The following is a 12,954-nucleotide window of genomic DNA, read 5'->3' on the forward strand; positions in this document are numbered from 1 at the left end:
CGGGCACGGCATTGGTGACACCCGTGCAACACAACGGCAACGCCAGGGGCTCAGGCTGGCGGCATGAACGCCCGCACGCTTCCCACTCTGGTGGCCGTCGCCCACGGCTCTCCCGACCCCCGGGCCGAGCGGAGCACCGCCGCGCTGCTGCGCCTGGTGCGCGCGCTGCGGCCGGGGCTGCGGGTGGAGCCGGGCTTCCTGGAGAACGACCGGCCGCGCCTGGCCGACACCCTGGCCGGGCTGTGCGGCGGCGGCCGGGCCGTACTCGTCCCCCTGCTCTTCAGCCGCGGATACCACGTCAAACACGACATACCCGGCGTCCTGGAGAACGTGCGGGACGACCTGACCGTCAGCACCGCCGCCTGCCTGGGCCCGCACCCGCTGCTCGTCGACGCCCTGCACAGCCGGCTGATCGAGGCCGGCTGGCACCGCGACCTCACCGACCCGCACGCCGACGCGGTCGTCCTGGCGGCGGCCGGCTCCCTGGACCCGGAGTCGGCGGCCGGCACCGAGTACACCGCCCACATGCTCGCCGACCGGCTCGGCGGCGTACCGGTGCTGCCCGCTTACGCCTCCGCGTCCCGGCCCACCGTGCCGGAGGCGGTGGCCGCCCTGCGCGAGCGGGGCCACACCCGGATCGCGGTGGCCTCCTGCTTCACCGCGCCGGGCCGGTTCGCCACCCGCTGCGCCGAAGCCGCCCCCGGGGTGGCCGCCGCCCCGCTGGGCGCGCACCCGGCACTCGCCCGGCTGCTGCTGCACCGCTACGACCAGGCGCGCGGCGCGATCCCCGCGCCCGCCCCCACCCCTCTCCCCGCCACCCGCCGCCCGGCCCTCGCGGCGGGCCCGCAGCGCTGACCGGGGCGGGTACGGGGCGGACGGGGACGCCGATCCCGGCTGCGATGGCGCAGACCGGCGACGGCCGGCCCGGGCGGGGCTGCCGGAGCCGTGCCCGGCGGGCACGGCGCTCGCTGCCCGGAGGGCCGCCGGTTGGTATACAACCGCAGCGAGCCGGGGCCGGACAGCGGGGTCCTGCCGGCCGGGCCGCAGCCCCGTGCGACGGTCGGCCGTACCGGCCCGGGGCCGCACCCACCGCCCGCCCGGGAACGGCGACTCCCGCGCTCCTCGCGCCACACCACTCGCCCCGGCCGCCGCTGCGCTCCGCCGCCCGCTGCGGCGGGCGTGGTGCCGTGCGGCACCGCCCGTGCGGCTGATGCCCTGTCGTTTCCCCCGCTCGCCGTCAACCGCACCGCGGTGCCGCCGCTCGCCCCGCCGCTGTCTGCGCAGTGCCGGGGGGTGGGCATGGCCGTGTCACGTCGCTGCGGTTCCGTCCGCACCACGCGGCGCCGCCCGCACCGCGCTCCCGCACCCCCCGGTGCGTCCGCATGTCCATGAGGTGACCGCCGCCCGGACGGCGGCGGGACGTTGTGTACGTTTCTCCGCATGGGCGGCACGCGGAGCACCGGAACACGGACCCGCGCCCGGCGACCCCGCGTCCCCCGGGCCGCCGCCCCGCCGCCGCTCCCGCGTCCCGCCGGGCGGCGCCCCGGCTCCGGCCGCCGCGCGCCGCTCGCCTGGCGGGACCCGGCCACCGCCGCCGGGCCGCACCGTTCCGCAGCATCCCCCCGGCAGCTCCTCCGGCATGCCGGCACCACACCGGGCAGGTACCTCCCATGACCCAACGCGACACGCCGCCGTCCGGCCGTCCCCCCGTCGCCCTCTCCGCGGCGGGCTTCGTCAGCTGCTTCGACCGGTTCGCCATCAGCCCGCTGCTGATCCTCATCTCCACCGGTCTCGGCATCCCGCTCTCCACCGCCGTGGTCACCGCCAGCGCCTACTTCCTGGCCTACGGACTCTCCCAGCCCCTGTGGGGCATACTCTCCGACCGCGTCGGCCGGGTCCGCGTCATGCGCGTCACCCTCCTGGTCGCCGCGCTCGCCGGGGCGGTCTCCGCGCTCGCGCCCAATGCGGCCGTGCTGATCGGCGCCCGGATCGTCGCGGGCGCCTGTTACGGCGCGGTCGTCCCCACCTCCCTCACCTACCTCGGCGACACCGTCCCGGCCGCCCGCCGCCAGCGGGCGCTGTCCGACCTGATGGCCGTGATGGCCGTCGGCACCGCCCTGGCCACCGCCGTCGCCGGCGCGCTGGCCGAAGCGGTGGACTGGCGGCTGGTGTTCGCCGCGCCCGCCGTCTGCGCCGTCGTCTGCTCCTGGGCGCTGCGCTCGCTGCCCGAGCCGCGGCGGGAGAAGGGCACCGGCGGCATCGGCGGCCACCTCGGCGCGGTGCTCCGCAACCGCTGGGCCCTCACCGTCTTCGGCCTCGCCTTCGTCGAGGGCGCGGTGCTGCTCGGCACCATGACGCTGCTCGCCACCGCGCTCCAGGCCCGCGACGTCAGCGCCTCCGTGGCCGGTCTGGCCACCGCCATGTACGGGGTCGGCGTCGTGGTCTTCTCGCAGCTGGTCCGGTTCCTCAGCGGCCGGCTGCCGGTGTGGGTGCTCATCGCCATCGGCGGGGCGCAGATGTGCGCCGGGTACGCCATCGTCACCGCCTGGGTGACGCTGCCCGCCGTCTTCACCACCGGGCTGCTGCTCGGCGGCGGCTGGTCGTTCATGCACTCCTCGCTCCAGGCCTGGGCCACCTCGGTGGTGCCGCAGGCGCGCGGCACGGCGGTGGCGTTCTTCGCCGGGGCGCTGTTCATCGGCTCCTCGGCCGCCGCCGCGGCCGGCGGGCCGCTCGCGGAGAACGGCCACTTCGCCCTGCTGTTCGGCATCGCCTGCGCGCTCACCGTCCCGCTGACCCTCACCGCCGTGCTGACCCGCCGCCGCTGGCGCCCGGCGGCCGAGGACCCGTCCGGTCACGAGGGCGCGGGCGCCGCCCGGCGCGACCCCCACCCGCCGACCACCGCCACGCCCGCCGGATAATGTCGGGATATGCAGCCGAGTGCCGTCTACGCCCCAGCCGATGCCGAACGGTGGGACCCCGAACCGGACAAACGGTCCGGGCGGACCGCCTTCCAGCGGGACCGGGCCCGGGTGCAGCACTCCGCCGCGCTGCGCCGCCTCGCCGGGAAGACGCAGGTGGTCACCCCGGACACGGCCGGCGCGCAGGAGAGCGCGGCCGGGCACGCCTGGGACGCCAGCCCGCGCACCCGGCTCACCCATTCGCTGGAGTGCGCGCAGGTGGGACGGGACCTGGGCGCGGCGTTCGGCTGCGACTCCGACATCGTCGAGGCGGCCTGCCTCGCCCATGACCTGGGCCATCCGCCGTTCGGGCACAACGGGGAACGGGTGCTGGACGAGATCGCCGCCCCGTGCGGCGGTTTCGAGGGGAACGCGCAGTCGCTGCGGCTGCTGACCCGGCTGGAACCGAAACGTTTCTCCGAGCCGCTGCACCGCCCCGTCGGCCTCAACCTCACCCGCGCCACGCTGGACGCCGCCACCAAGTACCCGTGGCCGCGCGGCGGCCACCCCACCGACCCCGACTCGCCCAAGTTCGGCGCGTACGAGGACGACCTGCCGGTCTTCGACTGGCTGCGCACCGGCGCCCCGGACGGCAGGCGCTGCTTCGAGGCCCAGGTCATGGACTGGTCGGACGACGTCGCCTACTCCGTCCACGACGTCGAGGACGGCCTGCACGCCGGCCATCTCGACCCCGGACTGCTCCTCGCCGAGCCCGAACGCGCCGAGATCTTCCGCGTCGTCCGGGCCCGCTACGCCGCCTCCGGCACCGGCGACGCCGAACTCGCCGCCGCCCTCGACCGGCTGCTCGACCAGGACTGGTGGCCGCACGGGTACGACGGCTCCGCCACCGCCCAGGCCCGCCTCAAGGACGCCACCAGCCAGCTCATCGGCCGGTTCTGCGCCGCCGCCGAACAGGCCACCCGGGAGCGCTACGGCCCCGGGCCCCTGCACCGTTACACCGCCGAACTGATCGTCCCGCCCGCCACCCGGCTGGAGTGCGCCGTCCTCAAGGCGGTCGCCGACGTGTACGTCATGCAGCGCCCCGACCAGGAACTGCGGCGCGGCCGGCAGCGCGAACTGCTCGCCGGACTCGGCGACGCGCTCATCCGCCGCGCCCCGCACGGGCTCGACCCGCAGCACCGCGCCCTGTACGCGCGGGCGGGCTCGGACGCAGCCGCCCTCCGGGTGATCGTGGATCAGATCGCCGCGCTCACCGACGCATCGGCACGCTCCCTGCACGCCCGCCTCACCGGGCCGTCCCCGGGGTAGAGGTGGGGGGTGAACCGCCCCCCGCGCCCCGGGGGGCCCTGCGGCAAGGAGGCAGCGCGTGGTCGGTAGCGACGGCATGGACGGTGCGCACCGTACGTTCGTGATCATCGGAGGAGGTCTCGCCGGCGCGAAAGCCGCCCAGACCCTGCGGGAGGAGGGCTTCGCCGGCCGCGTCATCATCATCGGCGACGAGCACGAGCATCCCTACGAGCGCCCGCCGCTGTCCAAGGGCTACCTCATCGGCAAGGCGGCCAAGGACAGCGTGTACGTGCACGAACCGTCCTGGTACATCAGCCACCGGGTGGAGCTCCACCTGGGGCAGCAGGCGGTGCACATCGACCGCGCCGAGCGCGAGGTCCGGCTCGGGGACGGCACCCGCGTCCCGTACGACGCCCTGTTGCTGGCCACCGGCGCCGAGCCGCACCGGCTGCCGATCCCGGGCGCGCGCGGGCTGGCCGGGGTGCACCATCTGCGGCGGCTGGCGCACGCCGACCATCTGCGGGCGGTGCTGACCGACCGCACCCGCGAGCGCGATCCGCTGGTGGTGGCGGGCGCGGGCTGGATCGGCCTGGAGGTGGCCGCCGCCGCCCGCGAACTGGGCGCGCCGGTGGTGGTCGTGGAGCCGGAGCCGACCCCGCTGCACCGGGTGCTGGGCCCGGAGCTGGGCGAGGTGTTCACCGGGCTGCACCGCGAGCACGGCGTGGAGTTCCGGTTCGGCCGCCGGCTCGCGGACATCACCGGCAGGGACGGGCAGGTCGCCGGGGTGGTGACGGACGACGGCGAGCAGATCCCGGCCCGCGCGGTGCTGGCGGCGATCGGGGTACGGCCGCGCACCGCGCTGGCGGAGGCGGCCGGGCTCGAACTGGCCGCGGACACCGGCGGGGTGGTGGTGGACGCGGCGCTGCGCACCAGCGATCCGCACATCTACGCGGCCGGGGACGTGGCCGCGTTCCCGGCGCCCGGCACCGGCCGGCTGCGGGTGGAGCACTGGGCGAACGCGCTGAACTCCGGCCCGGCGGCGGCCCGCGCCATGCTGGGGCGTGAGGTGACCTACGACCGGGTGCCGTACTTCTTCTCCGACCAGTACGACGCGGGCCTGGAGTACTCGGGCTGGGCGCCGCACGGGAGCTACGACCGGGTGGTGTTCCGGGGCGACGTCGGCAAGCGGGCCTTCCTGGCGTTCTGGCTGAGCCCGGAGGGCCGGGTGCTGGCCGGGCTGAACATGAACGTGTGGGACGTGACCGGGCCCGTCCAGGACCTGATCCGGTCCGGGCGGCCGGTGGACCCGGACGCGCTCGCCGACCCGGCCACCGAGCTGACCGCGCTGTGACCCCCGCGCCCGGACCGGCCCGCGCGCCGGTCCGGGCGCCGCACGGGCCCCGGGGACGATCCGGCATAAAGTGACCTGCGGCGCATCAACCGGACGCGCCGTGGACAACCCGGACGAACGGCGACCGGACGACCCGGCGAGCGAGGTGGCGGCAGGTGGCGCGGGACGGAACGACGCAGGGCGGGGCGGACGGCGGCGCAGCCGGCGGTGGCGCCCCGGACGAGCACACCGTGACCGCGCTGGTGGCGGCGGCCGGCGCCGCCCCGTCCATGTTCAACGCCCAGCCCTGGCGCTTCCGCTATCTGCGCGACGCCGTCACCCTCCAACTGCGCGCCGCCCTGGACCGCACCCTCCCGCACGCCGACCCGCACGGCCGCGCCCTGCACCTGGGCTGCGGCGCCGCCCTGTTCAACCTGCGGGTGGCCGCCGCCGGCGCCGGCTGGGAACCGGTCGTCACCCTGCTGCCCGACCCGTTCGACCCGCGGCTGCTCGCCACCGTCCGGCTGGCCGCCGCCGTCTCCCCCGACCTGGAGCTGGCCCGGCTGCGCCCGGCCATCCCGGAGCGGCACAGCAGCCGGCAGCCGTTCCGCGACGAGCTGGTGCCCGAGCCGGTACGGGCCGCGCTGCGCCGCGCCGCCGAGCTGGAGGGCGCCGAGCTGCACTTCCCGTCCGCCTGGCATGTGCGGGCCATCCTCGAACTCGTCCGGGACGCCGAGGGCCGCGACCGGGACACCCCGGCCCGCGCCGAGGAGCGCGAGCGCTGGACGCGCGACGCCGACGCCGCCCGGACCGCCACCGACGGACTGCTGGCGGAGGCGCTCGGCCCGCGCCTGGGCTACGGCGGGTTCCCGCTGCGGGACGCCACCGCCCGCCGCAGCGCCTTCGCGGCGGGCGACCCCACCCCGTACGAGGAGGAGCCGCAGCTGGCGCTGCTCGGCACCGGCGAGGACCGGCCGGCCGACTGGCTGCGGGCCGGCCAGGCGATGGAGCGGGTGCTGCTGCTGGCCACCGGTTACGGGCTGTCCACCGGGCTCACCACCCAGGTGCTGGAGTGGTCCGAGCTGCGCTGGCCGGTGCGCGACCCCGAGTCGGGCATGGGGCAGGTGCAGATGGTGATCCGGCTCGGGTACGGGCCGCCGGTGCCGCGCTCCCCGCGCCGCCCGGTGGACCAGATCCTGGAGATCGTCTGACCGGCCGCCGTGCCGCGCCGGCGTCCGGGCCGTCACTACAGTGGCGCACATGAGCGCCGAGCCCCCTGCCCGTACCCCTGCCCGCACCCCCGTCCGTACCGCAGCCGTGCCCGTCTCCGCGATCCTCGCGCTGCGCGCCGAGGTGCTGCGCCCGGGGTTGCCGGTGGCGAGCGCGGAGTTCGCCGAGGACGCGCGGCCGGGCACCGTCCACCTGGCCGCGTACGCCGGGGAGACGGGCACGGAGGTGCTCGGCTGCATCACCCTGTTCGCCGATCCGCTGCCCGGGGACGGCACCGCCCACCGCTTCCGCGGCATGGCCACCGCCCCCGCCGTGCGCGGCCGGGGGTACGGCGCGGCCCTGCTGGCGGCGGCCGAGGCGGAGGCGGCGGCGCGCGGGGCGCGGACGCTGTGGTGCAACGGCCGCACCGGCGCCCGCGGCTTCTACGAGCGGCACGGGTACACGGTGCTCGGCGAGGAGTTCGTCATCGAGGGCGTCGGCCCGCACTACGTCTTCACCCGGCGGCTGCCTCCCCGGGCATAACACCCCAAATGCGGTTACGTTGCTCGTGGAGGTGCATGAGCGATGGCCAAGCAGACCGTGGCGGAGCAGTTCGTCGACACCCTGGTGCGCAGCGGGGTGCGCCGCCTGTACGGCGTCGTCGGGGACAGTCTCAACCCCGTCGTCGACGCCATCCGGCGCAACCGTTCCATCGACTGGATCCAGGTCAGGCACGAGGAGACCGCGGCCTTCGCCGCCGGCGCCGAGGCCCAGATCGCCGGCCGGCTCGCCGCCTGCGCCGGCTCCTGCGGCCCGGGCAATCTGCACCTCATCAACGGCCTGTACGACGCGCACCGCTCCATGGCCCCGGTGCTCGCCCTCGCCTCCCACATCCCCTCCAGCGAGATCGGCACCGGCTACTTCCAGGAGACCCACCCGGACCAGCTGTTCCGCGAGTGCAGCCACTACTGCGAGCTGATCTCCAACCGGCGGCAGATGCCCCGCGTCCTCCAGACGGCCGTCCAGCACGCGGTCGGCCGGGGCGGCGTCAGCGTGATCGCGCTGCCCGGGGACATCGCCGGCGAGCAGGTCGCCGACCGCCCCGAGGAACACGCCCTGGTCACCAGCCGCCCCAGCGTCCGCCCGGCGGACAGCCAGATCGAGGAACTGGCGCGGATGGTGGACGAGGCCGACCGGGTCACCCTGTTCTGCGGCAGCGGCACGGCGGGGGCGCACGCCGAGGTGATGCGCTTCGCCGAACGCGTCAAGGCGCCGGTGGGCCACGCGCTGCGCGGCAAGGAGTGGATCCAGTACGACAACCCGTACGACGTCGGCATGAGCGGCCTGCTGGGCTACGGCGCGGCGTACGAGGCCACCCACGAGTGCGATCTGCTGCTCCTGCTGGGGACGGACTTCCCGTACAACGCGTTCCTGCCGGACGGCACCCGGGTGAAGATCGCGCAGGTGGACGTCCGCCCCGAACACCTGGGCCGGCGCTCCACGCTCGACCTCGCGGTGTGGGGCGATGTCAAGGAGACGCTGGACTGCTTGACGCCGAAGGTCCGCGCCAAGACCGACCGCCGCTTCCTGGACCGGATGCTGAAGAAGCACGCCGAGGCGCTGGAGGGCGTGGTCAGCGCCTACACCCGGAAGGTGGAGAAGCACGTCCCGATCCACCCGGAGTACGTGGCCTCGGTGCTGGACGAGGAGGCGGCGGACGACGCGGTGTTCACGGTGGACACCGGCATGTGCAACGTGTGGGCGGCCCGCTACCTCACCCCGAACGGGCGGCGGCGGGTGATCGGCTCCTTCAGCCACGGCTCGATGGCCAACGCCCTGCCGCAGGCGATCGGCGCCCAGTTCACCGACCGGCGGCGGCAGGTGATCTCGATGTCGGGGGACGGCGGGTTCACGATGCTGATGGGGGACTTCCTCACCCTGGTGCAGTACGACCTGCCGGTGAAGGTGGTGCTGTTCAACAACTCGACGCTGGGCATGGTGGAGCTGGAGATGCTGGTGGCGGGCCTGCCCGCGTACGGCACCGGCAACCGGAACCCCGACTTCGCGGCCATCGCGGAGGCGGCCGGGGTGCGCGCGCAGCGGGTGGAGAAGCCGAAGGACCTGCGCGGCGCGCTGCGGTCGGCGTTCCGGCACAAGGGCCCGGCGCTGGTGGACGTGGTCACCGACCCGCACGCGCTGTCCATCCCGCCGAAGATCAAGGCCGAGATGGTGACGGGTTTCGCCCTGTCGGCGAGCAAGATGGTCCTGGACGGCGGCGTCGGCAAGATGGTGCAGATGGCCCGCTCGAACCTCCGCAATATCCCGCGCCCGTAAACCCGAGTCCCTTCGTTCGCTCTTTCGAATGGCTTTATGGTGATGAGAGTGATGGGATGATCAGCCGCACCTAGAGTCTGGGAGGGCAGGGCGTGCGTGAGTCAGAGCGAGGGAGGTTCCTGGTGACCACCGTGCTGGAACGACCGGTTACGGCAGATCATTTTGCCCCGGGGGAGTTCGAGGATCTGCTCCAGATCGCACTGGACCTGGATACGCCGGACGGCTTCAAAGCCGAGATCATCGAGGGGGCCATCGTTGTGTCGCCGTTCCAAAGTCCCTACTACCGACGGCCCATGAAGCGGCTGCGGGAGGACCTGGAAGCCCATTGTCCCGCTGGGCACGAGGCGGACACCTCCCCTTTCCTTTTCGCCTTTCCCAAAGCCACGCGCGCCTACGCTCCGGATCTTTATGTCGCCGACGTGGAATCCTTCGAACAGCTGCGAGGGCCGGTCAACGGGGCCGCGCTTTCTCTCGTCGCCGAGTTCACCTCGCCCTCCACCCGGGCCGCCGACGTCAAGGACAAGCTCGCCGTGTACGGCCGCCATGTTCCGGTGTATCTGCTGCTCGACATGCAGGACGAGGAAGCCACCGTGTTCTGGGAGGTTTCGCCGAACGGTTACCGCGCGTACCGGAGTGTTTCCTTCGGGCAGTCGCTGAGGATTCCCGAGCCCTTCGGCTTCGACCTCGACACCTCGGGCTTCGGGCGGCCGGAGGAAGCCCCCAGCCGGTGAGGCCGTGGCGCTGTCGGCGGCCGGTCGTAGACTCTCGGTGTGGCGGGCAGGATCAATGACGACGATGTGAAGGCGGTACGGGACGCGGTCCCGATTGACTCCGTCGTGTCCGAATACCTCCAGCTGCGCAGCGCCGGCGGGGGGAACCTGAAGGGCCTGTGCCCGTTCCACGACGAGAAGTCCCCGTCGTTCCAGGTGTCGCCCAGCAAGGGTCTCTTCCACTGCTTCGGCTGCCAGGAGGGCGGCGACAGCATCAGCTTCCTGATGAAGCTGGAGCACCTGACCTTCGCCGAGTCCGTCGAGCGGCTGGCCGCCCAGGCCGGGATCACGCTCCGCTACGAGCAGGGCGGGTACAACACCCACCGGCAGCAGGGCGAGCGCACCCGGTTGCTGGAGGCGCACAAGGTGGCCGCCGCGTTCTTCGCCGAGCGGCTGGCCTCGCCGGAGGCGGAGATCGGGCGCCGGTTCCTCCAGGAGCGCGGGTTCGACGAGCAGGCGGCGGCGCACTTCGGGGTCGGGTACGCGCCCGGTGGCTGGGACCAGCTGGTGCGATATCTGCGCGGCCGGGGCTTCACCGACCGGGAACTGCTCACCTCCGGCATCGCCCAGGACGGCCGGCGCGGCCCGATCGACCGCTTCCGGGGCCGCCTGGTGTGGCCGATCCGCGACATCACCGGCGAGGTGGTCGGTTTCGGCGCCCGGCGGCTGCGCGAGGAGGACACCGGCCCGAAGTACCTCAACACCCCCGAAACCCCCATCTACCAGAAGTCCCGGGTGCTCTACGGCATCGATCTCGCCAAGCGCGACATCGCCAAGGACAACCGGGCCGTGGTCGTCGAGGGGTACACCGACGTCATGGCCTGCCATCTGGCGGGCATCACCACCGCCATCGCCACCTGCGGCACGGCCTTCGGCAGCGAGCACATCAAGATCCTGCGCCGGGTGCTGATGGACGACAGCAGTTCCCACCGGGCGGGCGAGGTGGTCTTCACCTTCGACGGGGACGCGGCCGGGCAGAAGGCGGCGCTGCGCGCCTTCGACGAGGACCAGCGGTTCGCGGCCAGGACGTCGATCGCGATCTCGCCCGGCGGCATGGACCCGTGCGATCTGCGGCTGGCCCACGGCGACACCGCCGTGGCGGAGATGATCGAAACCCGCTCACCGCTGTTCGAGTTCGCGCTCCGGTCGGTCATCGAGCGGCACAATCTGGACACGGCGGAGGGCCGTTCGGCGGCGCTTGAGCACGCCACCCCCATCGTCGCGCGGATGAAGGACTCCTCCATCCAGCACGAGTACGCGGTACGGCTCGCCGGCCTGGTCGGCATCCCGGACGAACGGTTCGTCGTCCAGCGGGTGGCCCAGCTCGCCCGCTGGGAGCGCGAGCGCAAGCAGCGGGGCGAGGCGCCGGGCGCCGGGCGCCGCAATGCCCCGGCACCGGCCCCCGCCCCGGCCGTCCCCGAACGGCGCGGCCCCGCCGTCGACCCCGGCAACCCGGCCCACCAGGTGGAACGCGAACTCCTCAAGCTCGCCCTCCAGTACCCGCACCTGGTGGCGCCCGCCTTCGACGCGTACGAGGAGAGCGAGTTCACCGCACCGCCCTACGCGGTGGTGCGGCGCGCCATCGCGGCGGCCGGCGGCGTCACCGACGCCGACGAGAGCCTGGTGACCCGGGTCCTGGACGCGGCACCCGACGACACGGTGCGCGTCCTCATCCGCGAGCTGACCGTGGAGGCGCCGCTGACCTCCCGCGCCCCCGACGAGCGGTACGCGGGGGAGCACCTGGTCCGGGTCCGGCTCGCCGCCGTCGAACAGCGCATGCGCGATCTGGAGATCGTCGCCCGCCGCATCGAGGCCCAGTCCGCGAACAGCCAGGCGGCCGGGGAACGGCAGCAGCTGTGGACGCTTCAGCAGTACCGCACCGCCTTGCAGGCACGGGGTCCGGCGGCGCTGTACGGCTGACCGGATGCCACCCACCCGGGAACGTGAACCCCGTGTAACAGCGGGGTAATTGGGCATAGCACACGAGGAGCCGCCAGCACAAAAAATGGACGCATGCCTCTCGTGACCGGGTAGCCCCCCACTCCCACCGGTCGCGACCACCGTGGAGGTCGCCCGTGTCGCCCGTGCAGAGCCAGATCCTCGACGCCCCGGCACCGGCCGTTCCGGTGCTGAAGCCATCCCCGCCCACCACGGCCGCGGGCGCCTCGGCGGACCTCTTCCGCCAGTACCTGCGGGAGATCGGCCGCATCCCGCTGCTGACGGCGGCCGAGGAAGTGGAACTGGCCCGCCGCATCGAGGCGGGCCTTTTCGCCGAGGAGCGGCTGGCAGCAGCGGCGGACGCCGGGGAACCGTGGGACCCCCAGCTCGCGCTCGACCTCGACCAGCTGGTGGTCCGCGGGCGCCGGGCCAAGCGGCAGCTCATCGAAGCGAACCTGCGGCTGGTCGTCTCGGTGGCGAAACGGTACATCGGGCGCGGCCTGACCATGCTCGACCTGGTGCAGGAGGGCAACCTCGGGCTGATCCGGGCGGTGGAGAAGTTCGACTACGCCCGTGGCTTCAAGTTCTCGACGTACGCCACGTGGTGGATCCGCCAGGCGATGTCACGGGCGATCGCGGACCAGGCCCGGACGATACGGGTCCCGGTGCACGTGGTCGAGCTGATCAACCGCGTGGTGCGGGTCCAGCGCCGGGTCCTCCAGGAACGCGGGTACGAGCCGTCCCCGGCCGAGGTCGGCATGCTGCTGGGCCTGACGGCGGCCCGCGTCACCGAGATCCTGCGGCTCGCGCAGGACCCCATCTCCCTCCAGTCCCCGGTGGGCGAGGAGGACGACGTCAACCTCGGCGACCTCATCGAGGACGTGGACATCCCCTCACCGGCCGAATCGGCCGCGTTCCTGCTGCTGCGGGAGCAACTGGAGGCGGTGCTGTCCACGCTCGGCGACCGTGAACGGCGCGTGGTGGAACTGCGGTACGGCCTCACCGACGGCCGCCCCCGCACCCTGGAGGAGATCGGCCGGCTGTTCGGCGTCACCCGGGAACGCATCCGCCAGATCGAACACAAGACGCTGGGCAAGCTGCGGGACCACGCGTACGCGAACCAGCTGCGCGGCTACCTGGACTGAGCGCCGCCGGGTGCGGCGAGGTG

10 protein-coding genes are annotated in these 12,954 nt (G+C 74.0%); all 10 read left to right on the forward strand.

The annotated features are described in order from the left end of the window. Positions 1-63: 63 nt before the first annotated feature. The 10 genes from BM385_RS08085 to BM385_RS08130 all read left to right on the forward strand — a co-directional run bounded on the left by BM385_RS08085 (position 64) and on the right by BM385_RS08130 (position 12,931). Positions 64-855, forward strand: a complete 792-nt coding sequence (locus BM385_RS08085) for a sirohydrochlorin chelatase (RefSeq protein WP_026047746.1) — start codon at positions 64-66, stop codon at positions 853-855. A gap of 815 nt (positions 856-1,670) precedes the next feature. Next, positions 1,671-2,918 carry an MFS transporter gene (locus tag BM385_RS08090; protein WP_093842632.1) on the forward strand — a complete coding sequence of 416 codons (1,248 nt, stop codon included), beginning with the start codon at positions 1,671-1,673 and terminating at the stop codon, positions 2,916-2,918. A 9-nt stretch (positions 2,919-2,927) separates the two neighbouring features. Then, the gene (locus tag BM385_RS08095; RefSeq protein WP_093842633.1) at positions 2,928-4,226 is read left to right on the forward strand and encodes a deoxyguanosinetriphosphate triphosphohydrolase; all 1,299 of its coding nucleotides are present in this window, start codon (positions 2,928-2,930) and stop codon (positions 4,224-4,226) included. 76 nt (positions 4,227-4,302) lie between these two features. After that, on the forward strand, positions 4,303-5,556 hold the full coding sequence (locus tag BM385_RS08100) for an NAD(P)/FAD-dependent oxidoreductase (protein WP_093842940.1): 1,254 nt from the start codon (positions 4,303-4,305) through the stop codon (positions 5,554-5,556). 155 nt (positions 5,557-5,711) lie between these two features. Continuing rightward, positions 5,712-6,746 (forward strand): Acg family FMN-binding oxidoreductase, encoded by a 1,035-nt coding sequence (locus BM385_RS08105; protein WP_019435566.1) that lies wholly within the window; start codon positions 5,712-5,714, stop codon positions 6,744-6,746. Positions 6,747-6,795: 49 nt separating this feature from the next. After that, complete coding sequence (locus BM385_RS08110) at positions 6,796-7,287, forward strand: GNAT family N-acetyltransferase (protein ID WP_093842634.1); 492 nt, start codon at positions 6,796-6,798, stop codon at positions 7,285-7,287. Positions 7,288-7,329: 42 nt separating this feature from the next. Further along, complete coding sequence (locus BM385_RS08115) at positions 7,330-9,078, forward strand: pyruvate dehydrogenase (RefSeq protein ID WP_019435568.1); 1,749 nt, start codon at positions 7,330-7,332, stop codon at positions 9,076-9,078. 122 nt (positions 9,079-9,200) lie between these two features. Next, positions 9,201-9,809: a Uma2 family endonuclease gene (locus BM385_RS08120; protein WP_093842635.1), complete on the forward strand. Its 609-nt coding sequence runs from the start codon at positions 9,201-9,203 to the stop codon at positions 9,807-9,809. A 39-nt stretch (positions 9,810-9,848) separates the two neighbouring features. Continuing rightward, positions 9,849-11,768 (forward strand): DNA primase, encoded by a 1,920-nt coding sequence (dnaG, locus tag BM385_RS08125; protein ID WP_093842636.1) that lies wholly within the window; start codon positions 9,849-9,851, stop codon positions 11,766-11,768. Between the two features lie 155 nt (positions 11,769-11,923). Beyond that, on the forward strand, positions 11,924-12,931 hold the full coding sequence (locus tag BM385_RS08130; protein WP_019435571.1) for an RNA polymerase sigma factor: 1,008 nt from the start codon (positions 11,924-11,926) through the stop codon (positions 12,929-12,931). Positions 12,932-12,954 lie beyond the last annotated feature (23 nt).

Origin of the sequence: Streptomyces harbinensis (assembly GCF_900116145.1) — a bacterium.
Lineage (GTDB): Bacteria > Actinomycetota > Actinomycetes > Streptomycetales > Streptomycetaceae > Streptomyces > Streptomyces carpaticus.